Here is a 26,506-nt window from a genome sequence, read left to right as displayed (position 1 = left end):
CACATCAGCACATTGCGCTTCCGCTTTTCGTAGCCGGCCGAATGCTTTTGACTTTCGTTCCGTTTTTCGAAATATAAACCCGATATTCAATACGATGGCGCGCCCGAACTTGAAAGTCAAGCGAAGTGCGCGCCCATCTGCTTGGGAAGCAGGAGATGAACTTGCAAAAAACCAGCGAAGATCCGTCAGGCCCGCTCGAGCGCTACATGCAGATTCTCGAGGTGCTCGCAGCCTTCCCCGGCTCTCTCACTTTGGCCGATATTGCCGCCCTGCTCGAGCTGCCGAAGACCACGGCACATCGCTTGCTGAGGGGGTTGGCTCGCTCCGGGCTTGCCAACGGCGGAGGAAATCGCCCTTACGAAGTTGGCGAACGGCTGATGAGGCTGCTCCACGCTTCGGCCGACGAGGGTTGGCTGACGTCACTTGCACGACCTCATCTTCGCGCACTGACGGAGAGCACCCGAGAGACTTGCTATGTCACACGTTTGGTCGGTTCGCGGGTTGTCGTCGCTGCATCTCTTTCTCCTGACGCAAGATGGCGAGGCTACGTCCAACCTGGCATCGAGATGCCGATCAACGCCGCAGCGTCAGCAAAGGCGATCATGGCCTATCAGGAGAAGGCGGCGATCGACAAAGCACTCTCACACGAGCTGCCGATGCTCACGGCCAAAACACGAAGAGACCGTGTGTGGATCGAACGGCAACTTGCTGAGACGCGAAAGCGGGGTTACGCGACCTGCATCGGGGAGATCGACGAAGGCCTTGCCGCGATCGCCGTACCGGTAAAGCTTTCGAGCGGCATAGTTCTACACTCGGTCGCCATGACGGGCCCTCTGCAGCGCATCATGAACGATCAATTGGCTGAAAGGCTGAAAGCTTTGGGCCGTGCGGCCGATGCCCTCGCGGCCCTGCTCTCGATCGGAGAGCGAGTCAAAGGGATTAGAGAATCGGCCGACGAAATGGGTAAGGCGGCGTCGGAGACGAGCGTGATGACTGATCGGCATGCCAGCAAAAGCAGCGCTCCAGCCATATCTCGGCCGGCTACGACGAAGCCAATGGCCAAAGCGAAGAAGAAAGCGAAGCCCGGGCGCAAACAGGACCGCGCGCGTGCCGCGGGTCGGTAGTCTCTCAGTTTGCGTTTTTGGCCCAGAAGAAAAAGGCTTGTGCTTGCGCTGCTTTGCGCCGAGAGGTCGCCGCCTCGAAAAGCAAACACTCTTAAGTGCCTACTGGGAATCGGGCTCCATGCGATCCCCATTAGCTGGCAGGCGGCATAAACGGGCCCAGGACATGTAGGAAGAGGGCCCAGTTGGCTCTGTGCCTTGCCCTCCGGGCGAGCAGCTTCCGAGCCCCACATGATGCGGGGCACCATGGATCGGTCCGACCGCCCAGATCCATTTTCGCCCCTGCTCCTTCAAGGCCACTTCGAAAATCGGAAATCGACCCCGCATCATTACTACCATATATAGTGCCGGTTCAATGTTCAGTAAATTTGTTTGCTGCCTACGACATATCTCGAAGCTTAAAGCATTCGGTGTACGTTCCGCCGCGTTGTCATTTGTTTGGTGCGGGCAGGCACGCTCGACCGGCGTCATCGAAGACCGTCATAGACCATCAATGACATCTGCTCCCAACAAGATCGTCGAGTTTATCGACAGCGCCTATCTCCATTCCGCGGCTGAAGCTCTGGGCTTCGACCACAAGCGTCTGATCGAGGAATTTGACGCCCTGGAACGCTCCGCGCTGCCCCTCACTTCGGAAAGCGCTCACGCAGTTGCACTTTCCAGAACTTGCCCGTCGACGTTCGTGGTATCGCGTCGATGAACTCGTAGCGCTCGGGCAATTGCCACTTCGCGAAGCTGCGCGCCATCAGATGCTCGTCTAACTCCTTTGTGTCCACTTTCTTGCCGTGATTGAGCACGATGCAAGCGAGCGGCCGTTCACTCCATTTCTCATCGGGGATCGCTATCACCGCGGCTTCGGCGACCGCGGGATGCTCCATCAACGCATTCTCGAGATCGGCCGAGCTGATCCACTCGCCGCCGGACTTGATGAGGTCTTTCGTGCGGTCGGTGATGCGCACGAAGCCGAGCGAGTCGATCGAGGCGACGTCACCGGTGCGCAGCCAGCCGTCCTCTGTGAACTGGTCGAGCGTCACGGGCACCTCGTGGTAGGCCCCCGTAATGAAGGGCCCGCGCACCTGGATCTCGCCGGCGCTCTTGCCATCCCACGGCTGCTCGCCTTCGTCACCCCACAAGCGCAGGTCCACAAGCGGCACGGGCACGCCGGCCATCGCAGCGCGGCGGTACTTCTCGTCGTCGGTGGCATCGCGCAGTTCGGCCCGGCGGTACGATCTGGTGCCAACAGGCGATGTTTCAGTCATGCCCCATCCTTGCTCCATCCGCACGCCGTGCTTGTCGAAAGCGCGGATCAGAGATTCGGGCACCGTAGCGCCGCCTGTCACTGCATGCATTGATTTTGGCAACTTCCATCGACCCCGGTTGGACGAGCCTTCGGCTTGCGCCGCATCGAAGGTCTGCATCAACGTCATCCAGATTGTCGGCACACTGATGGCCACGGTCGGCGGTTCGATCTGCATCAGGTCGAGAAGGTCATCGGCATGCAAGTGCGGCCCGGGCAACACGAGCTTCGCACCCAGGTTAACCGCGCCGTAGGGGACACCCCATGCGTTGACGTGGAACATCGGCGTCACCGGCAGCACGACGTCCGTGCTATGCAAAGACCAGAAGTCGCCGAGGCTCGCGACGAGCGTGTGTAGGATCGTCGAACGGTGCGAGAACACGACGCCCTTGGGACGGCCGGTCGTGCCGGACGTGTAGCACATCGAGACTGGATCCGTTTCGTCGTGCTTAGCGTATTCGAAACTATCGGGATCCGCACGCCCCAGGAGAGCCTCGTAATCCTTCATGTCCGGCGAAACCGGCGCGCCGGAGAACGGGTATACGATCAGGTGCTCGAAGCGGTGCAAGTGCGCGAACTGTTTGTACAACGGCAGCAGGATGTCGTCGACGATCAGGAAGCGATCCCGGGCGTTGCCCGCGATCCAGCCGATCTCGTCGGGCGCCAAGCGCAGGTTCAGCGTGTGCATCACGCCTCCGGCCGCAGGGATGCCGAAGTAGCACTCCAGGTGAGCATGGTGGTTCCAGCACAGCGTCGCCACGCGGTCACCTTTCTCCAGACCGAGCTGCCTTAGCGCCGATGCGAGCGAGCGCGTGCGCTGGTAGAACTCGCGATACGTGTGCCGGCGCAGGTTCTTGTTGGGTAAGCGCGAGACGATCTCGTTTCCGGCGAAGAGCTTTCCCGCGCGCTCCAGCAGGTGGTTGAGCGAGAGCGGCACATCCATCATCGTGCTTTGCAACGCCGATCCCCTTCTTTCGAGCCAACGTCAGTGCGGCGAAACGCCGGGCCGTGAAACGGCTGAGCTTCCGCGGCCCGCCCCCAGACAACGATACGATCGAGGATGCCGTGCGTGAATAGATCGCGATCCTCTGATAACTGGTAGCGCGGCGCGGACTGAGCGCTGGCCTGGATGGAGCGGCTCACACGCTTCCGGCCGTACCTGCTCGAAGGCACGATCCAGAACTTGATACTGCGGCCGCATTACGTCCTCCTCTTCCCAGAACATTCGCTGCAGGTCCTGTGCGCGTTCGAAGCAGCTCCCCACAACGCCTCTTGAGTTGCACAAAATGTCGAGCGCCTCACGCGACCTCAAACAGGCCGGCAGCCCCCATGCCGCCTCCAACGCACATCGCTACGACGACATACTTCGCGCCGCGTCGCTTACCCTCGATGAGAGCATGGCCCGTCATTCGCGCGCCAGTCATGCCATAGGGATGGCCGATTGAGATGCTTCCGCCATTGACGTTGCAGATAGCGGGGTCGATCCCGAGGATGTCCCGGCAATAAAGAGCTTGGCAGGCAAAAGCCTCATTGAGCTCCCAAAGCCCAATGTCGCTAACCTTGAGCCCATGGAGCTTCAGCAACTTCGGAATGGCGTAGATCGGACCGATCCCCATCTCTTCCGGCGGACAGCCGGCCACCGCGATGCCGCGGTAGATTCCGAGCGGCTGCATGCCACGCCTCTCAGCGAGCGATCGCTCCATCACGACGCAGGCTGAGGCGCCGTCGGAAAGTTGGCTCGCGTTTCCGGCCGTGACAACACCGCCGTCGATCACCGGCTTCAGTCCTTGCAAGGTCTCCAAGGTCGTATCCGGCCGGTTTCCTTCGTCGGCCGCGAGGGTAACCTCTTTGTAACTCGTCTGACCTGTCGCCTTGTCCACCACTGCCATCGTAGTCGTGAGGGCAACAATTTCCGCGTCCAGTCGATTGGCCTCCTGGGCTACCGCGGTCCGCTGTTGGGACTGCAGGGCGTATTGATCCTGGGCCTCGCGACTGATGCCGTACTTCTTCGAGACCAATTCGGCCGTCTGCAACATCGGCATGTAAGCGCGGGGTGCCCGCGCCGTCACGGCGCCGTCCTGCGTGCGGCCTGACCACTGGTAGTACTCGTTCTGAACAGCGGAGATGTTCTCAAGGCCGCCAGCAACCGTCACATTCATGCCATCGACCACCACCTGCTTGGCGGCCGTCGCGATTGCCATCAGACCCGAAGAGCATTGGCGGTCCAAGGTCTGGGCTGAAACCTCCAGCGGAAGTCCGGCGGCGATCACGCCGAGACGAGCAACGTTCATGCTCGAGGTGCCCGCGGTAAGGCAACATCCGATCACCGCGTCCTCGATCTCCGCCGGATCGATGTTCGCACGGACGACCGCGTGGTGGAGCGCATGGCCGAGTAGCGTTGGCGATTTGATGTTGTTGAAGGCCCCTTTGAAGGCGCGCCCGATCGGGGTGCGTGCGGTGGAAACGATGACTGCTTCGCGCATGATGAGGTGTCCTGTCGGTCGTCTTTGCGTCTAGATTCCTGGCCGTTCTATCCTTTGGTCCAGGCAACGATGTGCTCGCCGCTGGCGGCGAGCGATTTAAGAAGGTTGCTGGGTGTCCAGTAACCGAACTGGTTTCCTCGCATACGGCCGTAGTGCTCGAGGGTCTTCTCGATTTCAGACAATCCGATCTGGTCCGCCATAAACATCGGCCCTCCTCGGTGATCGGGAAACCCATACCCGGCAGTCCACACGACATCGATATCACTGGGTCGGTATGAGATGCCCTCATCGAGGATCTGGATGCCCTCATTGATAAGCGGGTACATCAGACGTTGGATGATTTCCTGGTCCGTGATGTTACTGCGGCGCGAGATTCCATGCTCGCGTGCGAGCTCCGTGCACACTGTGGCGACCACGGGCTCTGGCAAGGGCGTGCGGCCCTCGTAGCGGTAATAGCCGGCCTCAGTCTTCTGGCCGTAGCGCCCCAGGTCGAACAGCTTGCGCACGACCACGCGATAGCTGGGGTCCGGCGGCAATTCGCCCGCTTCGAACTGTTCGTTGACGACCTTTGCCCCGATATCTACCCCGGACAGGTCGGACATCCGGCAAGGTCCCATGGCCAGGCCTAAAGATTCGATTGCAGTGTCGATCTGCTGTGGCTGCGCGCCTTCTAGCAATAGAAACTCTGTCTCGCGCATGTAGGGCTCGAGCATTCGATTTCCGATGAAGCCGTAGCAGACGCCCGACACCACCGGGACCTTTCCAATCGTGCGCGCGATCTGCATCACCGTCGAAAGCACATCGGGAGCAGTCTTGGCGCCACGGACCACTTCGAGCAAACGCATCACGTTTGCGGGACTGAAGAAGTGCATGCCAACCACATCGGCCGGCCGGCCTGTTGCTTGCGCGAGGATGTCCAGATCAAGTGTCGAGGTGTTCGTCGCAAGGATCGCCTCTTCTTTGCACACTTGCCCCAGACGTGCGCAGACCTCTCTCTTAATCTGCAAGTTCTCGAATACAGCTTCGATCACCAGGTCGGAGCTCGCCAGCGAAGCGTAGTCCAGCGAACCGCTCAGCAGCTCCATCCGTTTCTCGACTTCCTCGGCACTCAGCTTGCCCTTCGCAGCGCTCGCCTCGTAATTCTTGCGGATGACCGAGAGACCCCGTTTGAGCGCTTCATCGGTCGTCTCGACGAGCACAGTGGGAACGCCGACATTGGCAAAGTTCATGGCAATGCCGCCCCCCATGGTGCCGGCACCCACGATGCCGACAGATCGTACCTCGCGGGCGCGAATCTCTCTCGGCAGTCCCGGAATGCGCGCCGCAGCACGTTCAGCGAAAAACAAATGGCGCAGCGCTCGCGAGGTGCTGCTCAAGCGCAGTCGCTCGAACTCGCGGGCCTCCACCTCTTCACCATCAGCGAACGGCAGATTCACGGCCGCCTCGACTGCCCGTACGATCGCGCCGAGTGCAGGATAGGCCGGCTTCTCTGCGGCCTTGGCCGCCGCTGCCGCCAGAGCCTGCGTCGTTGCTGCGTCGACGGCGACCTTCAACGTGCTCGAGCGCCGCAGCGGTGCGTTCGCTTTGACCAGGCGTTCGGCCGCGCCAATTCCGAGCGCAAGCGAATCGCCTTCCGCGATCTCATCGACAATGCCTGCGGCAAGCGCATCCTGTGCGGAGATGAATCGGCCGGTCAGGATCAGATCGAGTGTGAGCGGCACTCCGGCTAGACGAGGGAGGCGCTGCGTGCCCTGGGAGCCGGGAAGGAGGCCCAGCTTGACTTCCGGCATGCCGAAACGTGTCTCCGGCAGAGTCAGCCGGTGGTGGCAGGCCATTGCCAATTCCAATCCGCCACCCAGGACGGTGCCGTGCAGGGTTGCGACAACCGGACGCGGGGACGCATCCAGCCGCACAAGCAGCAAGTTGAAAGGCCGAGTGTCGAAATACGGGGATCCAAAGCTGGCGATGTCGCCGCCCGCCACGAAAGTTCGTCCTTCGCAATGTATGACGAGTGCTTTGGCTTCGGCATCGGCCTCGAAGGCTCCGAGCGCCCTGCGCAGGCCCGCGACAACTTCGGGCGAGATTGCATTGACGGGAGGGTTTGAGATCAGCACCAGCCCGATGCCATTACAGTTCTCATAGCTGACAACGTTGATGGACATTTTCTGGATTATTCCGTTTGATCATGTTTTAGGTCATCACGACGATACGTCAGCCACCTGCATGCTGAGCTCAGGATCGCTGCAGCAACGATTGCTGGCAGTTCGTTCGGGAAAAAATACGGGCCTGGAAACGGCGGGTCGCACAATACATCCACGTTCGCTTCGCTGCCCTGACCGACGCTAAGCCGGTCAGGCCGGCGCGGGTAGCCGCACCTCCGTCCCCGCTTCGGACACGAGACGACTGCCGCTTGTCAGGCGCTGCGCCAGAACGACGGTGCGGTCTCGGATTTGCGTCACCTCACTTTCCACGCGCAGCGTCTGCCCGGCGAAGGCCATCGACTTCATTTTGAATGACAGCCGCTCTATGAAAGCCTGCGGCCCGGCCCAATCCAGTACCGCGCGCGCGAACAGCGCGCCGAATGCCTGCCCGTCGATGATGACGTTCGGCAGTTTCATAGCCCAGGCGAAATCGACGTCGTAATGCACGCGGTGCCAATCCCAGGTGGCGGCGCCGTACGCCATGAGATCGACGGTCGTGAAGGTCCTCTCCAGCATCGGCAGCGGCTCGCCCGGCTGGACCATAGCCACGCTCTTGGTCGGCTTGATCATGCCATCTCCAATGGCTGATAGACGACCGTCTCGCGGTTGATGGCAACCACCTCGCCAGCGGCATCCTTGTAGCGGGCGACCGAACTGACGAACAGCTGCGTACCGCCACGCGAAGAACCGCGCTCAACGATGTCTCCCAGCGTCCAGGTGACGGAGATGCGGTCTTCCGGCAGGACGGTCCGCATGAATTCATAGTCATTGCCGGTGCGGATCATGCGGCAGTCGGTTATGGGCAGGTGCCATTCGTGTCCGATGTAGCCGTTCGCCTCCGGCCTGCGATGGGCGTACTGGCAGGTTTCGCAGACCAGTGTCGGCGGCGCGATCACCGACGGATAGCCAGCCTCCCGCGCGTAACCTTCATCGAGATAGAGCGGATTCTCGTCGCCCATGGCGAGTGCGAAGTACCTGATCGAGGCACGACCGAGCTCCTCGTGCGCCGGATAGTGGACTTCGCGGCCGATCCAAGCCTTGAGTTCGTCAGTCAGCAGCGTCATGGGTCAATCCAGGACGGCAAGGGCATCGACATCCATCCGCATCCCGGGGCGCAGCAGCGCGTCGCTGATGAGGCCGGTGGAGGCGGGACGCGGTTCCTGCAGCATCTTCGAGCGCACGCCAGTGACCTCGCGATAGCGATCGAGAGAAGCCGGGGTCACGTATTCGATTGTCTTGACCAGATGACGTGACGCGCCCCCAGCGGCCCGCACCAGCTGGAGCACGTTGCCATAGATGCATTCGGCTTGCGCGACGACGTCTCCCTTGTGCAAGACGCGTCCGCTCTTCGGGTCGAGAGCGCCTTGCCCCGACATGTAAAGCAGCTTTCCGGCTCGCACAGCGGGGCTGCAAGCCAACTCGTCGTAGCGCGTCCAGCCGGGGTTCACCGCCACCGGCGCTTCGCGCGAGGCGATGAGATCACACTGGACGATCGCCTGCGGATGCAGGAGCCGCGGCATCACGATATCAACGGCGGCAGGATACACGGGGCCGAGCCGCTCGCGCCGCACACGCGCGGTGTTCTCGTAGGCAGGTAGCGCACGCGGCGTGATGTACGTGGCGGTCTTCACCACGCGATCGAGGCCCAGGCCCAACGCGGAAAGCATCCGCGCGGCGCGGTCGTACACCGCATGGGTCTGGGCCACCAAGTCGCCGACACCCACGACATTCCCCTGGTCGTCCACGGGCTCAATCGACGGCAAGAAGACCGTGCTAGGCGCAACGCCACGCGCGGCCGCTGCGGTCACCTCGATCTCAATGAAGGCGTCTGGCCTGAGCAGGCTCTTTACCGGGACGGTATTGACCACGGGCTGATGTTTGCCGAACAACTCCCGCCGCACAGCCGCCGCTTCCGCATAACGCTGAATGCCCTCGGGGTGCACGTACTCGACGATTCTGGTCACATCGCCGTACCCGAGACCGCCGCCTTCCAGGATGGCCGCCACCTTGGCATAGATTGTGCGTACCTGCTCGGTCATTCCGCCTCGCACAACGATGCGGCTCGTTGCGGGCTCGTACTCGGAAGCCGTATGACCGGACAGATAAGTGCCCGCGGACGTCTTCAGCCCAAGAGAAAAGGAGTAGCGCCTGTAGTCGTACCAATCGAAGCGGTCGAGGTGTATGGGGGTAATCGCCATGGAATCGTCCGGCTCATCTCTGTTGTTGTCGGAGCCCCAGCTCAGTAGCTCCGGGGAAGTCCCAGGCGTTCCCCGATGAAGTTGCGCACCATCTCGTTGGAGATGGGGCTGAAGGGGCCCAGGCGCGCGTCGCGGAATAGGCGTTCCAGTGGCGACTCCTCCACCATTCCGAAGCCGCCTAGTACTCGCATGCAACGGTCGGTCGCGCGGACTGCAACCTCGCTGGCCGCGAGCTTGGCCATCGCGGCCTCCACCGCGCATTCATGCCCATTGCTTTGCAACCAGGCGGCCTTCGCAGTGAGCAAGCGGATCTGCTCGAGTTCGGCGGCCGTGTCAGCCAGTGGATGCTGCACCGCCTGGTAGGCGCCGATCGGTCGGCCGAAAGCGGTGCGGTCCTTCGCGTACTGCAGGGCTAGGTCCAGCGCTGCGGCGGTGATGCCGACGTACATCGCCGCGCACAGAATCCGTTCCTCATCCAACGAGCGCAGGAGCGTATGCCATCCACGTCCCAGCTCTCCGACCACCGCATCGGCCGGTGCACGGGCATCGTCGAAGAACACTTCGCAGGTACAGGCGGCGCGCTGGCCCATGAGCTCAAGGCGGCGCACCTGCACACCGTTCTGATGTCGCGGCGTCAGCACCAGGGATAATCCGCGTGAGCGCTTCGCAGCCTCGGCCGGATCGGTACGGCACAGGACCAAAATCGCATCGGCATCGTCCGCAAGAGATGTGTAGAGCTTCTGCCCGCGCACTACCCACTCGCCCCCCACCAGCGTGGCGCGTGTTTTCAGGCCGAGAACATCCGTTCCTCCGCCTGGTTCGGTCATGCCGAAGCTCATCAGGAATTCGCCGGCAGCCAGCTTGGGCAGGAGCTCCGATTGCTGCTTCTCGGTGCCCGATTCACGCAGCACCCGCGCCGTCATCGAAATGAGCAACCAGTCAGTGGCGAGGGACGGGAAGCGCCGGGCAATCTCCTCGCAGAGAACCGCGCCCGTCATCACGTCCGCGCCGCTGCCTCCGTATTCCGTTGGCACCGACAAGCCCGGCCAACCAAGCTGGGCGAGACGCTTCCAGAGCTCGCGCGGGATGCGTCGTGTGCGATCCATCTCGCGGATCTTCGGTTCCTGAAGCTCACGATCAAAGAATTCGCGAATGCTGTCGCGCAGCGTTTCGTGCTCGGGGATGCGTTCGAAGTTCATCGCCAGCCCCGAACAGCCAGTCCCGAGGTAAGGATTGCGCACATGCTCGCTGCCGGCGAACTCGGATGTGCGCCTGGCCGCCGTGATCGGCCCTGTCTTATGACCCAGACACACGGGGGTATTCGAAGATCCTGTCCCCTCATTGCCATTGACATTTCCCCTTCACCGGCGTGCTAAACGCCCCTTGACTTTCGTTCCGATTTTCGGAATAATAGACCGATATTCGATACGATGGCCCGCTGGACTGTTAAAGTCAAGCGCAGGCGCGCGTCTATGGATCGCTCCGAAGGACATCATCGCTGGCGCGGTTTGACCGATGCTGCGGCTCGATCCAGTAATGATCACCAGCTTGCTGGCAAGCGAGAAGGACATCCTCACTCAAGCTCCTCGCGGATGAGGCCGCCGAGAACGGCGAGCTGGCGCAGGTGATGATCGGCATCACCGAACAGCGTGTCGATCATGGTGATGCGCTTGAAATAGTGGCCGATGCGGTACTCCATCGTCATGCCGATCCCGCCATGGAGCTGGATCGACTGCCGGCCGATCGCCTTCGCCGACTGGCCGATTTGGGCCTTCGCCGCTGAGATGGCTCGCGCGCGCTCGGTCGCGTCGTTTTCGCCCGCCATCATCGCGGCGTACATGGCCATAGAGCGCGATTGCTCCAGTTCGATAAACATATCGACGGCCCGGTGCTGCAGCACCTGGAAGGAGCCGATGGTCGTGCCGAATTGCTTGCGGGTCTTCAGATAATCAAGCGTGGTCGCCTGCATTTCAGCAAAGCAGCCGACTGCTTCCGCGCAACTTGCCGCAGCCGCCTCGTCCGCCACCCGCGCAATGACCGGAAAGGCGCCCGTCGGATCACCAATGACATCGGCTGCCTCGACGTGCACATTCTCCAGCGTGATCTCGGCTGCACGCAGCCCATCCTGAGTCGGATAGCCGCGGCGCCGGACGCCCTGTGCATTCCCGTCTACTAGGAAGAGGCCGATTCCGCCCTTGTCGCGCGAAGTCCCCGCAGTCCGCGCCGACACGATGACCTTGTCGGCCGCCGCGCCGTGAAGCACGAGCCCTTTGGTGCCATTGAGCATCCACCCGTCACCGTCCTTCTTCGCCTGCGCCTGGACGTCGAAGAGATCGTAGCGCGACTGCGGCTCGGCGTAGGCGAAGGCAAGCTTCATATGGCCGTCCGCGACCGCCGGAATCAGCTCGGCCTTCTGCGCTCGGCTCGCCCCGTGCCGCAGAATGCCGCCGGCAAGCACCACCGTCGCGAAATAGGGTTCTAGGATCAGCGCCCTGCCGAAGGCCTCCATGACGATCATCGTCTCGACCGCGCCGCCGCCGAACCCGCCATGCTCGTCAAAAAACGGCAGCGCCAGAAGCCCGAGCTCGGCATACCGCGCCCACATCGCCTCGCTGAAGCCCCGAGCCTCGGCCTGGTACTTGCGGCGGTCCTCAAAGCCATAGCTATCGAGCATCAGCCGCTCGACGCTGTCCTTCAGGAGCCGCTGCTCCCCGGAGAGATCAAAATCCATGTGGGGAATTCTCCTGAAAATCAGGGTGGTGCCAGCGACCCTGAAACATTTTGCAAATTGGCCCCTGCCCGGCCTTGCCGAATCGATGCCGAACGTCAGAGGCCAAGGATCGCCTTCGCGATGATGTTTTTCTGGATCTCGTCGGAGCCGCCATAGATCGATACTTTGCGGGTGTTGAAATAGGCGGGCGCGATCGTTGCCGCCCAGTCCGGACCAATCGGCGGCTCGTTGCGACGGTCGAAATCCTCCTCGGACTGATAAGGCAGGGCATAAGGGCCGACTACGTCCATCAGAAGCTCCGACGTCGCCTGCTGGATCTCCGCACCCTTGATCTTCAGAATCGAGCTTGCCGGGTCCTGCGTGTCCTTCTGCCGTTTCGATTCATTGGTGAGGACGCGGAGCTGCGTAATCTCAAGCGCCTTCAGCCGGATCTCAACTGCGGTGACCTTCTCGCGGAAGTCGGCTTGGTCGCTCAACCGTTCGCCGCCGAAACGGACCCGCGAGGCGAGGTTCTTGATGCGCCGGATGCGCTCCTTGGAAACCCCGACGCAGGCGATGTGGAAGCGTTCGTTGCCGAGGAGGAATTTGGCGTAGTCCCAACCACGGTTCTCCTCGCCGACGAGGTTTTCGGCCGGCACGCGCACGTCGTCGAAGAAGACCTCGTTGACTTCGTGGCCGCCGTCGATCATCTGGATCGGACGCACGGTGATGCCGGGCGACTTCATGTCGATCAGGAGGAACGAAATCCCGCGCTGCTTCTTCGCAGTCGGATCTGTCCGCACGAGGCAAAAGATCCAGTCGGCACATTGCGCAAGCGTCGTCCAGGTTTTCTGTCCGTTGACGAGGTAGTGGTCGCCGTCGCGCACGGCCCGCGTTTTGAGAGAGGCGAGGTCGGAGCCGGAGCCGGGTTCGGAGAAGCCCTGGCACCACCAGTCTTCGAGCGTAACGATGCGGGGCAGGAAGCGCTTCTTTTGGACGTCATTGCCGAAGGTGTAGATGACAGGTCCCACCATATTGACGCCGAAGGCGAGCGGCGCGGGCGCCGGCGTCTGGCTCATCTCCTCGGTAAAGATGTACTGCTTGACCGGGCTCCAACCCGTGCCGCCATATTCGACCGGCCAGTGCGGCACGCTCCACCCCTTCTCGGCCAGGATCCGGGTCCAGCGCGCCACGTCGTCCTTACTGGGGTGCATTCCGGCGATGAGCTTTTCGCGGGTATCGGCGGGAACCGCGGCCTGGAAGAATGTTTTGATCTCATTGCGGAAGGCGAGTTCGTCTTCAGTAAAACTCAGATCCATCCTTGCTGCCCCCTTTTCAGAAAATCTCGAACAGGCACGCGGCACTCACGCGGCGCCGACGTACATCGTCACGCGCGTATTTCACGCCGGCGCCGCCGAAAAGGCGGAGGAGTTCCGTCTTCAGGGCACAAAGAACCGTAGACTTGCCAGACCCATTTGGGCCCACCAGGCAAGCATAGTCGTTCAAATAGACCGTTTCGTCGGCGAACGATCGAAAGTTTCCAACTCGTGTGGACTCAATCTTCATGCGATTGCAGCTGCAACTCTATTGCGCTAGCGCGGGTGAGAACTGGGACTTCAACCAGCGCGGGTGAAATCGACCCCACCCTCAAATCGTTCTGCGCTGGGGTCTTGTAAAGGAATAGATCTGTACGTAACGTACAGATCGCGTCTCTGATGCCGTCGCTGTATTCGTGACGCTTCACTTCTGTTCGAATCGTACCAAAAATTCGGTCTGGCTCCTCCGCCAGCCTTGTGCCTGTTTCTGTTTGCGCTAATCTAGTCGTGCTCTTTGAGAGAATATTTTGGAATGAGCGGGGCCACTGGCAGCTTGACTGGCACTTTCCCAACATTTGAGGCGGCCTGACGCGATCCCAAAACGCCATTTGCCACCAGACGAGATGCAAATTGCGATAAAGGTGCAAAATGAGAGACTTTGTGACACCTGTGTGCGCCAGTGCATCGCAACTTAGTCGACGCATTGCTTGAGGGCAGCTCGGTCGCCATCCTGGCCAAGAAGCAGCTCGAACCGATTCAAAGCCGCACTCAGTGATCTATGGTCTCCACGACTCGTGTCACGATGGGCGCTCATCCGAAGTCGGGCCTGCCAGCTCGCGCGCCTTCATGACACTCGAACCAGGACTCGAGGACAAGTAATCGCCCCGCCGCAGCGTTGTAACCAGAAGCAAAATTTGCGACTAACCGCCGCCAAAAGGAAAGCGCTCTCTCTGCCCCGAGGACCGTGGTAGCTTCGGATTCGAGATTTTCATGCTCCTCACAATTGCCGAGCAGAAGCCGCGAGCCACCGCCTCCGATCGGTGTTGCCGGCCGGCAGAGACAGGCTTTCTCATAGTGGCGCAGTCGGAAGCGCGAGATAGTCGTTCGATGCAAAATCCACAAATGCGCGCGGCTTGAGGCCCGCGCAGCCGTTATCTTCTTTCAGGGCATGCAAGCCTCGACGTAATCGGCAACTTTGGCCGAATGAATCGAGCTCATTCTTTACTTCGAGCGCAATCAGTCCTCGATCGCGCCAGAGTACCGATGCCGTGCAGCACAACCTAGCATCTGCGAACGCCTCATAGCCTTCGACCCGGTAGGATGCGATTTTCTCGGTCAACCAGCACAACGCGTGGTGTGAAGGTTTTTGCTTCCACCTCATCAAAGGAGGCATATGCAACGATAATCACGTTGTCCCCGATCATCGCCAATCGCGCGGCCGCACCATTCAGGCCGATGGTGCCGGACCGCTTGGGTGCCTCTATCACATAGGTGGCGAAGCGCGCTCCGGTTTCGATGTTGTAAATTTCAACGCGCTCGTTGACCAAAAATCCCGCCGCGTCCATTAGCGCACGATCAATGGATATGGAGCCTTCATAGTTCAGGTCGGCTTCCGTCACCGAGGCGCGATGGATTTTGCCTTTCATCAACGTAATCTGCATTTGTCACCTATACGGGAGTTTGCGCATCGTGCTCGCTGCCTGTTCCAGTTGAGGCAAGGTTCGGACGCGATGCCGCTCCGGTGGAACAAATTCGCGTCGCGGTCGCGCCGCGGGTTTTTGGTGATCAACATCGCCGATCAAGAGCGAATCGGCACTGGCGACGAGGCACAGCGCCTGCCGTTCATCGCTCCTATACTGTCGCCCGGCGGACAACCGCACGACGCTCTTGGGCATCGTGATTTCGGCCGGTCGCGACGAGGCGCGCCAGCGCGATCGGATCGGGACGGTCCGCGGTGTCATTGACCGGCACGCTCTTGACCTCGTTCCAGAGGTTGATCGGCACCCATTCTGGATGCTTCGGAGATTGGCGAGCAGCGCCAACATGCTGAGCCGGTCCTCGAGGCGCGCGCCCATCCCAATAATGCCGCCGCTGCACACCTTTATGCCGGCCTCGCGCACATGTGCAAGTGTGTCGATGAAGTTCTACAGAGTGCGGGTGGTGATGATCTTGCCGCAGAACTCCGGCGAAGTATCGCCGTCGTGATTGTAGAACGCGAGTCCGGCCTGAAAGAGGCTGCGGCCTTATCCGGGGGTCACAAGAACGACAGCATGATCGGAAAGCGTAGCACGACAGTCGAGTTCTATTTAGCTACCAGGATGGAGAGGCCCTGCGCCGTGTTAAGTAGCTTCCGGACGATTCCCTCCTCAAGATAAACGCATTATCCTGTTAGCGACAAGCCAAGTGTCTCTTCAAGGCTTTGAGCGCCCGAGTTCGGTATTCTTTAGCGCCCCACTGCGCGAGGCAGTGGCTTAGCGGAGTCAATCATGACCCAAACCCGCCCCATTAGCCAGGAATCGTCCGGGACTCGATTTTCAAGGATCGTCAATTTTCTCTACAGATCAGCCGCGGACATCGCTTTCTTCATCACAATTCTATGCGCTGTCGGTTTCGCAAGTGGCCTCGTCGTGCCGAATACGATCGACGCGGGCCCGCACACGTGTATCGAAGCGCTTGCTGTAGAGGGGCCGGATGGTTCTGTTTGCCATGCAACACAACGTCATGGCGCGCAAGCGCTTCAAAGATTGCTGGACACAATATGTGCCGAACTACATTGAACGAAATACCTGTGCGCTCCGAGCCGCTGCCTCACGCTGCGAATTTGCACCCGACGCCAGGAATTATCTGGCAGCCCGAGGAAGCTACGGGGCGGTGACAGCTGCGCTGGCTAACCTTGCCGGACGCGATATACGGCAGCGCAATCCCCGGGCTGTACTAGAAATTTGTGCGATACGCCCTTTATCTCGGCTCTATCATTGCGTTCTGAGCCGCGCACGACACCACGATCGGGTATCTGTTAGTTGCGGCCGTGATGACCGCTTACATCTATGCTGCCATCTTCTGTCTCCTGGGGCCAGTGCCGTTGTCGGCGTTTTGTATGTCCCGCGTGGCATAGAGCCTCTCGTGAAAGGTGCGTCGCCGAGAGAACTGCTATTACACCAAAGGGTGATGTGCGCCTGCCTAGTACCCGGAATCGGAGCTGAGTGATACGGCGGTCTTTGAATCGGCGTTGACGGACCTTTTTCTTGGTCCAGACGAAGGGCTGGGCTTTGTCGTCGTACGCGTTGACGTAGGCATCGATGTGGTCCTGAAGCTGCTTGAGGCTTGTGAAGGAGGTGCCGCTAAGCGACTGCCCCTGCAAGATCGAAAACCATACCTCGACCTGATTGAGCCAGGACGCACTTGTCGGCGTGAAATGAAACTGCACGTTGGGGCGGGCCTTGAGCCAATGTTCGTTTTTCTTGTGGGTGTTGAGATTGTCGAGGATGACGTGAAGCTTTCGGCCCGGAAAGGCCGCGGTGACGCTGTTCATGAAGTCGAGAAACTCGACGCGGCGACGCCGTTTTGAATGAGCTGCGATGATCTTCCCGGTGGCGACTTCGAGTGCCGCAAACAGTGTTGTGGTGCCATGCCGCTTGTAGTCGTGGCTCTGGCCGGTCAAGGCGCGGCCATTGGGCAGTTTCAGATAGCCCTGCGCTCGCTCCAAAGCCTGGATCGAGGGCTTCTCGTCCACGCATAGCACAATGGCCTTCGCGGGCGGGGCGACGTAGAGGCCGACAACATCGGCGGCTTTGGCCGTAAAGTTCGGGTCGTTGCTCTCGCACCAGGACTTGCGAGCCGCCAGGTCAATCTTGTGGCTGCGCAGGAACCGCCAGACATATTGGACGTCAACATCGCCCAGCGCCTCGGCCAGCAGAGGGCCGGTCCAGCGCGCAAACCCTTGCGGGGGCGGCTTGTCCAGCAGCTTCAGAATCCGCTTGTCGGTCGTCTTCGTATAAATCGGCTGCTTGCCAGGCCGCGGCTTGTCCTTCAGCCCTTCAAGCCCATGATCGGCATAGCGATGCCGCCAAAGGCTGACAATCCGCGGCTGGACCCCAACTTCCTTGGCGATCGACCGCGTGCTGCGACCGTCCGCCGCCAACAAAACTATCTGCGCCCGCTTCAAATCGCGCTGCAACGTCACCGGCGAGCGACAACACGCCTCAAGCACCTTGCGATCTTTCCGCGAAAGGTGGACTTCTCTTGCTTCGGGTATCATCCATATCTTGAATCACGACTCACGATCCAAGAAAAGTGGGTGCTAGCGCAGATTCATCAAGCCATGCATGCGACCTGCTGGATGGCGTCCCCAATCTCATCTTTGATCGTCTCGGAATGGATCAGAACCGGAACGGCCGCTCGCGTGAAGCAGTCTCTGGTGCAGGAGGCGAGGAAGCGCGTGAAGCTCGCCTCCCAAATCCTCCGTCCGCACATCCGTCCAGACCGTCCCGCGAGCTTCCATGTCTGGCTGGACCTGCCAAGCGACGCCGCACAGCGCGTAGCAGCCCGCGCCTTGCAGCGTGGTGTCATCACCACCCCTCCCTCCGCTCTCCTGGTCGAGCCCTCCTTGATCTCAGCGCCGAGGATCTCGATCGGCGTACCGGAGCACGTCGAAGATCTCGAATGGGCGCTGCGCCAGATGGCTGCCTCGCTGGAAGTCGGCAAAGAGGCCGACATGGCGATCATCTGAAGCAAGGGCGCGCGCCACGCTGGAAGGCTGGATCTTGCGCGCGCTAAAACTTGCCGCACTGCAAGTACGCGGTCTGCGGATCCACACCGGACGTATCACGCTTCGGACCTTGTTTTCGGCGGCCATCGCCATCTCCGCGCTCCCCAGCACCCGATGATATATGGAGCCAGCGAGCGGCTCCTCAGTAAGCAGCGGCCGCAGCTCGGGGAAGGCAAAATCTCTCAGTCCCATGCTGCGGATGACGTGCTGCACGACGCCGGTGCTCCAGACGATATGATCATACGTTCTCGCCTTCTGAAAATCTGGTGGGACGGGACGAAAGAGTGGAAGGTTTCTTGCTTGGAGCAGACCATCTGCATGGCGGATGATCGGCGGTTGGTGCTTTAATACTTTTCGAAGCCGACCATTTTCATGGTCCAGCTGGTTACGTAGCCCCTATCGTTGCGATGGATGAACATCTTTCGGATTGAGGTCTCGAGGTTTCTGCGCTCGATCCCGGGCAGGAAGGGAATGTCGAGCTGACGCGTCTGCTTGAACTTCTCAACCACTGCCTCGGTCGGATTGCAGGAGGGTAATCTTGCGGCAACGGGGTGCGAGACGTGCAGATCCTCGATGAAGTAAAAGCCGCCTGGCTGGACGATGGGAAAAAGCTTCGCTAACGCAAGCTGCTGGTGGTAAGCGGCGTGCGAGGCGTCATCGATGATGATCTTGACGGGCGGGAGCGAGCTCGCAAGGCGCTCCAGGGCTGCCGCATCGCCCATGTCCAGGCGCTCGAAACGAAAGCGGTCCATCTTGAAGGTGCTGAAATCAGCAATGTCGCAGCCGATGATGTCGGCTTTGGGAAAGAACTCAAGCCACATCTTGATCGACGGGATGTCGTTGACCTTGCGAGTGGGCAGTGCATCGGGATCGAGAGAGCCGTGCTGCAGTCCAATCTCGACCATCGTGAAAGGTTCGTGGCGGAATTCCTCGAACAGAAACGAGTAAATGCTCGTGTAGCCATGGGCGTCGGCAACCTCATCGCCCTTGTCAGTTCCGAAGGTATTGGCCAGTTTCGTCAAATTCGGAGCGCTCATTGCAAGATCACCTCTTTGGGGCATCATACGGCGGGACGGCTCCTTCCTTTCAAGGCGCGTACCAAACAAGCCGATGCTGATTTGTCTTCCATTTCCGTCTGGCACGTGTCGCGGGGTCGACAGCGTGTCGTAACTCCGACAATCGCCGTCACAGGCGCTCCATGCCGCGTAGCCGATCTGGCGTGGGCTCAACGGGAGCAGGCGAGCCGCCCTCGCCTACACCTGCCCTGGTGCTCCCCTGGGAAGGACACAACCGCACCGATCACCTTTACGCCAGCTGCAAATGCTCCGGCGGTTGATGGAAGCGCAGCCGCAACTCGCGGGCTCGGCATTGGATTTACGGCAGCCTCTCCGGCCGACTGCGTCGATTTCGGCTTCAATAGCACGGTAGGCCACTGGCATAGTGACAGTTCAGCCGACCGGCTTTTCCACAGCATCGCCGATAGGCATTGGCCGACGCGCAAGTTGTTCCTGAGGATGGCTGGCCCTTGGGGATTGTTGATGCGCTGGACGAGCGCGGACGTCTCAAGCTCGGCCGCTCTGACATCGAAGATCGTCTTGACATGACAGTGCACGGCTCCCGCGGCGCCTGACCTCCACCTTCGTAAACCGTTGCAAGCTTTCGACCCTGAACGATCGAAAAGCTTGCAGCATTGTTTCCCGACGCGAGCCTGAGTCTAGCCACGGGACCCAAGCTTGCGTGATTGTGTAGTCGCGGCCTCCCGAAGCTTCCAATTACCAATGGTCAAGCGTCGATCGTGAGAATCAATCTGCGTGGCAATGTCCGTCTGGCGTGCCCAGAGCTAGGCTCGGCGAGGAGCGAGCAGCTTCAGTCAAACTTGTAGGACGCCTGCAGGAACGTGCCCCATCGTTCCATGCTGTACTTCCCAGGGCTAGGTTCAGTAATGATGCCCGCCCCATCGCAGCCGGTGCAGGTTGCCTTGCTGTATCTTGGAGTCCACATTGCCCAATAGCGACCCCCGACACCGACGCTGAAATTGTCAGTGATGAAGTAGGACAGGACTCCTTCTACCTGCACACCGCCGCCACCACTGCCGCGCTGATCGGCGAAGGTCGTGTCAGGGCGCAGGAGATGGTTGTCGCGACCCTGGAAATCGGTCCAAGGCAGGTAAGCAACATCGGCGCTCACGCGCCAACGGTCGAGCAACATGGTCTCAGCGTTGAGGCCGATGCGCAGCGCATTCCAATCGGTATCTTGGCTGCCGATAACCCTTCTATCGCCCGGCACAAGGCATGGAAAGTCGGGGGAGGCGATCTGCGCGCATCCTGTCGAGTCAGATTTCTGGCCGTAATAGGTCCAGCCGACAAACCCAGCGACCTTATAGGTGCTGCCGCGCAAGAAATCGTAGCCGGCATCAGCCGTGTAGTACATGAACTTTCCGTTCGCCTGGCCCGATATCATGTTGGAATATCCGACGGGAGGGTAAGGCGGGGGCAGGCCCCAATCTTCATCATTCATCTTTCCGTTGTTGAAGCGCCCGAATCCGATATTGCCTTTCAGGAAGATCCCCCAGGGGCTGTCAACCCGTTCGAACAACTCACCGGAAATCCCATCCAGCTTGCGATAAGTGAGTCTTGACAAGAGATCGGTTGGATCTCGATCGCTTGCATTGTCCCACTGAAATCTTCCTCGGCTCAGCCAGACCCGCGTGCCGCTTTCCAGCGACCAACCCCGAGTGAAGGCAATCGGCGGCGCGCTGAAGGTTGGCCTTGTCGCGTATAGTGGTGTATCGGACCATGCCGGCGCCCGTGGGTCGGCGTCAAAATGGTAGTTCAGACCAACCTTGCCGACATGATAGCTGCTGGACAGGCTGGTTGTGTTTGCCGGAATAATTGCAGGCGGCGGATATTGCACCGTTGGAGGGGTTGCCACACTTGGCCCGCCGAACATCAGATAGCCATACTCGAGTTTGACGGACCAGGCCGGCGTGAGCGCTTGCTCAACGCCCGCGCCAATTGTGCCACCTACACGACCATAGTCGAAATGAGTTGCGCCCTGTGGCGTCTCGCCAGAGAACTCGTTGTTATTGACGACATCGCCGCGATTGTGTTGCCAAGCCACGCCCCCCTTGAGATAAACCAGGGTGTGGCCCTGCGGGCCAAACGCATAACCCAAGCGGCCAGTCCCGGTGAAAAAGACGTTTGGACCTGCCTTGCAGTTTGCGCCCACGACAATCCCGGAGACGGCAAGACAGCTGTTCGTACCGTCCGAGACGGCGCCACTGGCATCCAATTCGACGCCAAGAACCCAGCTCTCCTTCTGCCAATTGTAGCCGATCTGGCCTCCGGCCATGAACACAGGCGTATCGGCAACGTCGCCGTAAATTGACGGACCGTAGGGATTACTGAACGATGTCCGGCCGTAGCCCCCGCCGACATGCCCGCCGATATACCCTCCGGTCCAGCTCCACAATGCCGGCGGGACCTTTACGGCCGGTCCGAGATCTGCCGAACTGGCAGCACCGCTTGCAAGGAGCGCAGCTGTTGCGGCACCACAAAGAAGAAGTTTTGATCGCATATCACCTCACGAGCACAACGCGCGACACCAGCTTGCAACGAACGCCGACTGGCTGACGTTTGCTAGCGCCGCTTCCACGCGCTTCTGGTGTGCAGGATCGGGGCCAGCGGAAGCGATGCGCATCGCTTGGGCCCTTTTTAGTGAGGGACGTCGTCTTCGCAACAACACGCGATAGGTATTGAAACAAAGCCCGTCTGACGTCTGACACGAAGCGCATGCTGCACGCAATTCCCGCAGATTGATCGGGTGAGCGCTCCTTCGAATTGGTTCGTCTCTTGCTCTACGTCTCCTCACAACCGCGCAATGAAATGAGCGTTGAGCTATTCGCGGTACGACACAACAGTTCGGGAGAATTTCAATGTACGACTGATCTCCCGAAAAGAGACTTTCGCGGAATTCCTGCCGTTAACTTCTGCGAGAAGTGCTGGAAAGGGGAGGCGTCCTGCTCGATGCTCAAGCTGTTGGACGTGTTTCTGAAAATCGCCCCAAGTGGTCTGCGCCGGTTGATATTTCAGCATTTCGCTGAATATCAGTGCCTGCTCAAGCGTCTCGTGAACGCCGCGGGCAAGCTCCTGAAAGCCCTTCGAGAGCAGCCAGCTCTCATACAGACTGTAGCGTTCGTCAGCCGTCATATCCGGACTGGTGAACCTGTAGGTCATTGTAACTGAGGGTCTGGATGAAAATGGTTGCTTTGATAGGTCCGCATTGGCCGCGGCATCGAGAAAAAAGCAACAATCTCGCTGCACTGCCAAGGCGCACGCTGTGCCGGAGCGGCAACGCCGTTAGCATCAAGTCGTATCTGTAGTTGGTGCATTGCTGCTTGTCCTGTGACACCCATCCGCATAGAGATTTTGGGGCATGATAGTTGTCTCCTAAGACCGAGACGACAACCCTCGCGTTCTTGCGCCAAAATGGCGGTATGCCCGCAGGGGCTCGGAGGTTCTTGTGTTGCGCTTCGTCTCCGTCATTGGCGTCATCGCTGCTAGCGCCAACTGGGCCGCGGCAGAGGCAATTGACGTCAAGTATTATGGTAAGCTCGACCGGCCCCCCTTCGCGTGCACCGACATCACGCGCAGCAGCTTCATCGGTCGCGCCTGCTACGACAAGAACCTGCAGCTCATGATCGTGCAGCTGGACTCAGTGTATCACCACTATTGCGAGATGCCGGCGGCGACCTTCGAGGCGTCGGCGTCGGGCAAGTTCTACAACGCCACCATAAAGGGCGCCGGCTCGGATGGCCCGTTTAATTGCCGCACGCATCGGCTGGCGAAGTACTGATTCCGGAAGTGGTATCAGAACCGTCGCGACGTGGCCCGCTGATTCGCTTCATCTCCGGGCGCTTTACCAGCATTTCAGCAAATTAAACTGACAGTGGATAAGCCGGCGCGGACGCTCAAGACATTCGCTTTCGGATGCGGAAATCACGGTAAATCTGATCGTATGCACACGAGAGCTAGCCAGAGGATTTCATCTGCAGCGTGACAGACGATTGCAAGGGAGGGCTCATGAACGTCAAAGCGACCGAGGTCAACCGAACAGGCCGATCTCTGTGTGCGACAGAAACAGAGGTGCCGCGCTCAACGGCAGCACCATTGAGGTCAAAAGCGTGCTGACGCTCGCGAAAACCATGAGCGCCAGGACGGCTCGTGCCCGCAGGAGCGGCCCACGTAGAAACAAGGCGGGATAGAGCGAAGCACCGTTTCATAGCTCTCAGAGGCCTGTGTCACGGCTTGGCGTGGAAGGAGCCGCATGAGCAACGCGCTCATCGTGAACATTGGCACCGCGGAAGCAAGATAGACCGACCTCCAGCACCAAAGTCGGCAATCACTCCAGATACGAAACGGGCAGCGAGAAATCCGATTACGACGCCACTGGTGACGAGTCCCACCGAACGCCCGCGTTCCGACGGTGCGGCGATCTGCCGGGCCCGACCTCGACTGTCGTGCCGGCATGAGCGCGACTAGCGACACCGGAGCGGCGCGGCACGTCGCAATCCTCAAGGCGGCGACCAGCGTCTTCCTACGCTATGGCTTCAAGAAAACGTCAATGGACGACGTGGCCCAGGCGATAGTGATTTCGCGCCACCGCCTGTACCTCCACTTCCAGACCAAGGAAACCCTATTCAGGGCCATGGTCACGTACACCCTGGAGGCGATGCGCGCCCCGGGCAAGGGCGGCTCTCGCTCGCGAAAGATCCAATCTCGAAGAGCGCGTGCTCGGCGCCTTTGAGGCCCTACGGCAATGCAGTCGGTGTCGAGCACCTCGGCGAACTGATCGCGACCACGGCAGCACTCATCAGTCCCGTTTTTCTGCGAGGTGGAGAAGGCATTGGTTTCCGACGTAGCCCGCCTGTTGGCCTCCGCGGGCGTCGCCGTGCGTTGGAAGGAGGCAAGGCGGTATCTGCCAAGAACCTCGCGGAGCACCTCTCGCCGCATCGATGGCGCTCGACCTCGAGCGCGTCAACCAGCTGGAGCGGCCCTGGCTCGATGGCAAGGTGGTCGAGCTCGGCCGCGAACTCACCGTGGCTACGCCGGTCCACAGCATGACGTACACGTTGCTCAAGCCCTGCACGATAGGGACGTCGGGGAATGACGCTGGGTCGGCATTCGATCGGGCGTATCGACGGTAATGCAACCGCTGGCCGCGCGCGACACGCAGGTGCACAGCTTCCCGTTCGTCGCCTGCTCCTCGCTGCTGAAGAACACGTCGCGATGATCAACCGGGGCCGACGCCTCCAGGATCGGCAGGACGCACAGGCCACATTCCCCGCGTCGGCAACCGAAGATCATGTCGACGCCCGCATCTTCAAGCGCCTCCAGCATGGAGCGGTTGGCGGGGACGTCGACTTCGAGACCCAGCCGGGGAATCCTAATCTTGAACGACGCGTCCGCAAAGTTGCCAGCATTGCTAAACGTCTCGTAGCGGAGGTGCGCCACGGGCCTGCCTGCATCGTACCACAAGCGCCTGGTCGCCTCCAACATGCCGAACGGGCCACACACATAGAGCTCGCCGCGCCGATCGAGTTGGGCGATCTCGCCGGCGATGTCGATGCGCTGTCCCTCTTCGCCGACGAAGAGCTGAAGCCGTTCGCCGATATGACGGGCTAGCTCGTCTGCGAGCGCCAGGTCGCCGCGGCTGCGCGCGGCATAGAGCAGGCGAAAATTCGCGCCCGCTTGCTTCAGCGCTAGTGCCATCGTGTAGATCGGCGTGATGCCGATGCCGCCGGCGAGCAGCAGATATTCCGGCCGGCCGTAGCTCAATTCGAAGCTGTTGCTCGGCGCGGAGATCGTAAGCCGTTCGCCCGCCTTGAGGCGCCACATGCCGATAGACCCGCCCCGGCTGGACGCGAGCCGCTTGACGGCGATGCGATAGAGTCCGTCCGGACAAGGTCCTATCAGCGAATAGCTGCGAAGCTGCGGCCGGCCGTCAATGGGCACAACGACGTCGATGTGACTGCCGGGCGTTGCGGTGACGAATGCGCGGTCCGGCTCGATCTCGAAGAGACGGACGTCAGGAGTAAGCTCACGCGTGGCGCGAAGGCGCGTGGCTGCCCATTCGATTGGCTTGGCCATGACCTTCCGCTCACTCGGCCGCAACATTTGCGATCACGCGGGCCTGTTCGTCGGCCAGCATCCGGTCGATCAGCCGCCGCGCCCAGAGCGCGCCCGCATCGATGTTGAGATCGTAGAAGGGCGAACGCGGGTTCTTGTCGATCGCGGCCTGCTGCGCCTCCAATACCCTGTGATCCTGATCGTAGACGCCCGCTCCGCCATTGACGTGGGCGAGCTGGAGCTCTTTCGTCAATTGCGCATCATGCCTGCGATAATTGCGGACGAAGTTCCAGAAATAGTGGCAGGTCATCTCGGTCTCGGGGGTGATCGCCGCCAAGAACGCGCCGTTGGCGCCGTGCGAGCGGTCGCCTTGCGGCGCGCCCGTACCTGTCAGCGCCACGCCGACGTCGCCGACGACGACCGACGGTGCCTGGAACGTCACGATCTGCCAGCGATCGACACGGCCCGGCCGTCCGAGCTGGCGCGCCCAGAACGGGGGCGGCTCGATGTCGATCATCCAGCGCGTCATCGTCGCCGTGTCGCCGGTGTGGGTCACATCGAAGGGCGCGGCCGTGATCGCCTCATCGCCGATGCTGCCGGCGTGAACATACGTCTCGTGGGTGAGGTCCATGAGATTGTCGATCACAAGGCGATAGTCGCATTTCAGCTGATAGAACGTGCCCCCCTCGCCGAGCCATTGCGTGCCGTCGTTCCAGTGAAAATTCGGAATTTTGGCAGGGTCCGCCAGCGCGGGGTCACCGGGCCACAGCCAGACCAGGCGATGCCGCTCGGCGACCGGATAGACGCGCACGCAAGCTGACGGATTGATCGTCTTCTGCGCGGGCATGTAGGTGCAGCGGCCGGCCGAATTGAAGACCAGCCCGTGATAGCCACACATGACGTCATCGCCCTTGAGATGTCCGAGCGACAGCGGCAGCAGCCGGTGCCAGCAGGCATCCTCCAGCGCGGCGATCACGCCGTCGGTGAGCCGGTAGAGCACGACGTTCTTGCCGCAGATGGTGCGGGCGGACAGCTCGCGGCCGATTTCGTGGCACCATGCAGCCGCGTACCAGGCGTTGAGCGGAAAAGGCTTGGATGCGTTCATGGTGGCGTCTCTCCCTGGTCCGGTCGATGGTCGCGGGCTTGTCTAAGCCCATTCCAATAGCCTGCGCCTTGCCGCCCCGGCACGAGATGTTCCTCGGCGATCACTCATCATCCTCAAATGACAAGCGTGGCAATAAGCCACGCCGCTCGAATGGGTTTGTCGATGAGCTACAGGCACCGC

General features: G+C 60.6%; 22 protein-coding genes and 3 pseudogenes. 5 read left to right on the top strand and 20 right to left on the bottom strand.

The window, feature by feature from the left end; all coding sequences use genetic code 11:
* Positions 1-125 precede the first annotated feature (125 nt).
* Positions 126-1,124 (top strand): IclR family transcriptional regulator, encoded by a 999-nt coding sequence (locus tag J6497_RS31290; protein ID WP_225708082.1) that lies wholly within the window; start codon positions 126-128, stop codon positions 1,122-1,124.
* 623 nt (positions 1,125-1,747) lie between these two features.
* On the opposite strand, the gene J6497_RS31285 is transcribed toward J6497_RS31290, so the two are convergent.
* The 15 genes and pseudogenes from J6497_RS31285 to J6497_RS31215 all read right to left on the bottom strand — a co-directional run.
* Positions 1,748-3,376, bottom strand: coding sequence for a long-chain fatty acid--CoA ligase (locus tag J6497_RS31285; RefSeq protein ID WP_225708081.1), 1,629 nt, complete (start codon positions 3,374-3,376; stop codon positions 1,748-1,750).
* A gap of 198 nt (positions 3,377-3,574) precedes the next feature.
* Positions 3,575-3,709 (bottom strand): annotated as a pseudogene (locus tag J6497_RS31280) (glutamate dehydrogenase); the annotation flags it as partial.
* Positions 3,710-3,716: 7 nt separating this feature from the next.
* Positions 3,717-4,901 carry an acetyl-CoA C-acyltransferase gene (locus J6497_RS31275; protein WP_225708080.1) on the bottom strand — a complete coding sequence of 395 codons (1,185 nt, stop codon included), beginning with the start codon at positions 4,899-4,901 and terminating at the stop codon, positions 3,717-3,719.
* A gap of 47 nt (positions 4,902-4,948) precedes the next feature.
* Entirely contained in the window at positions 4,949-7,063 is a 2,115-nt protein-coding gene (locus J6497_RS31270; protein WP_225708079.1) for a 3-hydroxyacyl-CoA dehydrogenase NAD-binding domain-containing protein, read from the bottom strand.
* 189 nt (positions 7,064-7,252) lie between these two features.
* A complete protein-coding gene (locus J6497_RS31265) occupies positions 7,253-7,672 on the bottom strand; it encodes a MaoC/PaaZ C-terminal domain-containing protein (RefSeq protein WP_225708078.1) in 420 nt (139 codons plus the stop codon).
* The gene (locus tag J6497_RS31260; protein ID WP_225708077.1) at positions 7,669-8,166 is read right to left on the bottom strand and encodes an FAS1-like dehydratase domain-containing protein; all 498 of its coding nucleotides are present in this window, start codon (positions 8,164-8,166) and stop codon (positions 7,669-7,671) included. Before J6497_RS31260 ends, J6497_RS31265 begins: the two co-directional genes overlap by 4 nt.
* A 3-nt stretch (positions 8,167-8,169) precedes the next feature.
* Positions 8,170-9,300 carry a RidA family protein gene (locus J6497_RS31255; RefSeq protein ID WP_225708076.1) on the bottom strand — a complete coding sequence of 377 codons (1,131 nt, stop codon included), beginning with the start codon at positions 9,298-9,300 and terminating at the stop codon, positions 8,170-8,172.
* 41 nt (positions 9,301-9,341) lie between these two features.
* Complete coding sequence (locus J6497_RS31250; RefSeq protein WP_225708075.1) at positions 9,342-10,499, bottom strand: acyl-CoA dehydrogenase family protein; 1,158 nt, start codon at positions 10,497-10,499, stop codon at positions 9,342-9,344.
* A 162-nt stretch (positions 10,500-10,661) separates the two neighbouring features.
* Positions 10,662-10,871, bottom strand: a complete 210-nt coding sequence (locus J6497_RS31245) for a hypothetical protein (protein WP_225708074.1) — start codon at positions 10,869-10,871, stop codon at positions 10,662-10,664.
* A gap of 2 nt (positions 10,872-10,873) precedes the next feature.
* Positions 10,874-12,031 carry an acyl-CoA dehydrogenase family protein gene (locus J6497_RS31240; protein ID WP_225708073.1) on the bottom strand — a complete coding sequence of 386 codons (1,158 nt, stop codon included), beginning with the start codon at positions 12,029-12,031 and terminating at the stop codon, positions 10,874-10,876.
* A gap of 95 nt (positions 12,032-12,126) precedes the next feature.
* Positions 12,127-13,329: a pimeloyl-CoA dehydrogenase large subunit gene (pimC, locus tag J6497_RS31235; RefSeq protein WP_225708072.1), complete on the bottom strand. Its 1,203-nt coding sequence runs from the start codon at positions 13,327-13,329 to the stop codon at positions 12,127-12,129.
* 16 nt (positions 13,330-13,345) lie between these two features.
* Positions 13,346-13,576, bottom strand: a complete 231-nt coding sequence (locus tag J6497_RS42190) for an AAA family ATPase (RefSeq protein WP_225708071.1) — start codon at positions 13,574-13,576, stop codon at positions 13,346-13,348.
* 1,048 nt (positions 13,577-14,624) lie between these two features.
* Positions 14,625-14,987: an aspartate 1-decarboxylase gene (gene panD, locus J6497_RS31225; protein WP_225708070.1), complete on the bottom strand. Its 363-nt coding sequence runs from the start codon at positions 14,985-14,987 to the stop codon at positions 14,625-14,627.
* Positions 14,972-15,551: pseudogene (locus tag J6497_RS31220) on the bottom strand (biotin synthase); the annotation flags it as partial. The pseudogene J6497_RS31220 and the gene panD, both read right to left, overlap by 16 nt.
* 971 nt (positions 15,552-16,522) lie before the next feature.
* Positions 16,523-17,584: pseudogene (locus tag J6497_RS31215) on the bottom strand (IS630 family transposase); the annotation flags it as partial.
* A 144-nt stretch (positions 17,585-17,728) separates the two neighbouring features.
* Between J6497_RS31215 and J6497_RS31210 the strand changes: the two are divergent.
* Entirely contained in the window at positions 17,729-18,055 is a 327-nt protein-coding gene (locus J6497_RS31210; RefSeq protein WP_225708069.1) for a hypothetical protein, read from the top strand.
* 383 nt (positions 18,056-18,438) lie between these two features.
* On the opposite strand, the gene J6497_RS31205 is transcribed toward J6497_RS31210, so the two are convergent.
* From J6497_RS31205 to J6497_RS31195, 3 genes are all read right to left on the bottom strand, one after another.
* Positions 18,439-19,323 (bottom strand): hypothetical protein, encoded by an 885-nt coding sequence (locus J6497_RS31205; RefSeq protein WP_225708068.1) that lies wholly within the window; start codon positions 19,321-19,323, stop codon positions 18,439-18,441.
* A gap of 637 nt (positions 19,324-19,960) precedes the next feature.
* On the bottom strand, positions 19,961-21,670 hold the full coding sequence (locus tag J6497_RS31200; RefSeq protein ID WP_225708067.1) for an outer membrane beta-barrel protein: 1,710 nt from the start codon (positions 21,668-21,670) through the stop codon (positions 19,961-19,963).
* A gap of 320 nt (positions 21,671-21,990) precedes the next feature.
* Positions 21,991-22,329: a hypothetical protein gene (locus J6497_RS31195; RefSeq protein ID WP_225708066.1), complete on the bottom strand. Its 339-nt coding sequence runs from the start codon at positions 22,327-22,329 to the stop codon at positions 21,991-21,993.
* Positions 22,330-22,615: 286 nt separating this feature from the next.
* On the opposite strand from J6497_RS31195, the gene J6497_RS31190 reads away from it, so the two are divergent.
* The 3 genes from J6497_RS31190 (at position 22,616) to J6497_RS31180 (ending at position 24,299) form a co-directional block, all read left to right on the top strand.
* Positions 22,616-22,948 (top strand): KTSC domain-containing protein, encoded by a 333-nt coding sequence (locus tag J6497_RS31190; protein ID WP_225708065.1) that lies wholly within the window; start codon positions 22,616-22,618, stop codon positions 22,946-22,948.
* Between the two features lie 672 nt (positions 22,949-23,620).
* On the top strand, positions 23,621-23,899 hold the full coding sequence (locus tag J6497_RS31185; RefSeq protein ID WP_225708064.1) for a TetR/AcrR family transcriptional regulator: 279 nt from the start codon (positions 23,621-23,623) through the stop codon (positions 23,897-23,899).
* A 208-nt stretch (positions 23,900-24,107) separates the two neighbouring features.
* The gene (locus J6497_RS31180; protein WP_225708063.1) at positions 24,108-24,299 is read left to right on the top strand and encodes a ketopantoate reductase C-terminal domain-containing protein; all 192 of its coding nucleotides are present in this window, start codon (positions 24,108-24,110) and stop codon (positions 24,297-24,299) included.
* Here the strand turns inward: J6497_RS31180 and J6497_RS31175 are convergent.
* Positions 24,229-25,242 carry a PDR/VanB family oxidoreductase gene (locus J6497_RS31175; RefSeq protein ID WP_225708062.1) on the bottom strand — a complete coding sequence of 338 codons (1,014 nt, stop codon included), beginning with the start codon at positions 25,240-25,242 and terminating at the stop codon, positions 24,229-24,231. The genes J6497_RS31180 and J6497_RS31175 overlap by 71 nt on opposite strands.
* Positions 25,243-25,252: 10 nt before the next feature.
* Entirely contained in the window at positions 25,253-26,326 is a 1,074-nt protein-coding gene (locus tag J6497_RS31170) for an aromatic ring-hydroxylating dioxygenase subunit alpha (protein ID WP_225708061.1), read from the bottom strand.
* Positions 26,327-26,506: the final 180 nt, after the last annotated feature.

This window comes from Bradyrhizobium cenepequi (assembly GCF_020329485.1).
Classification (GTDB): domain Bacteria; phylum Pseudomonadota; class Alphaproteobacteria; order Rhizobiales; family Xanthobacteraceae; genus Bradyrhizobium; species Bradyrhizobium cenepequi.
Note: the sequence above shows the minus strand (reverse complement) of the source record. Positions and strands in the feature narration are given on the sequence as shown.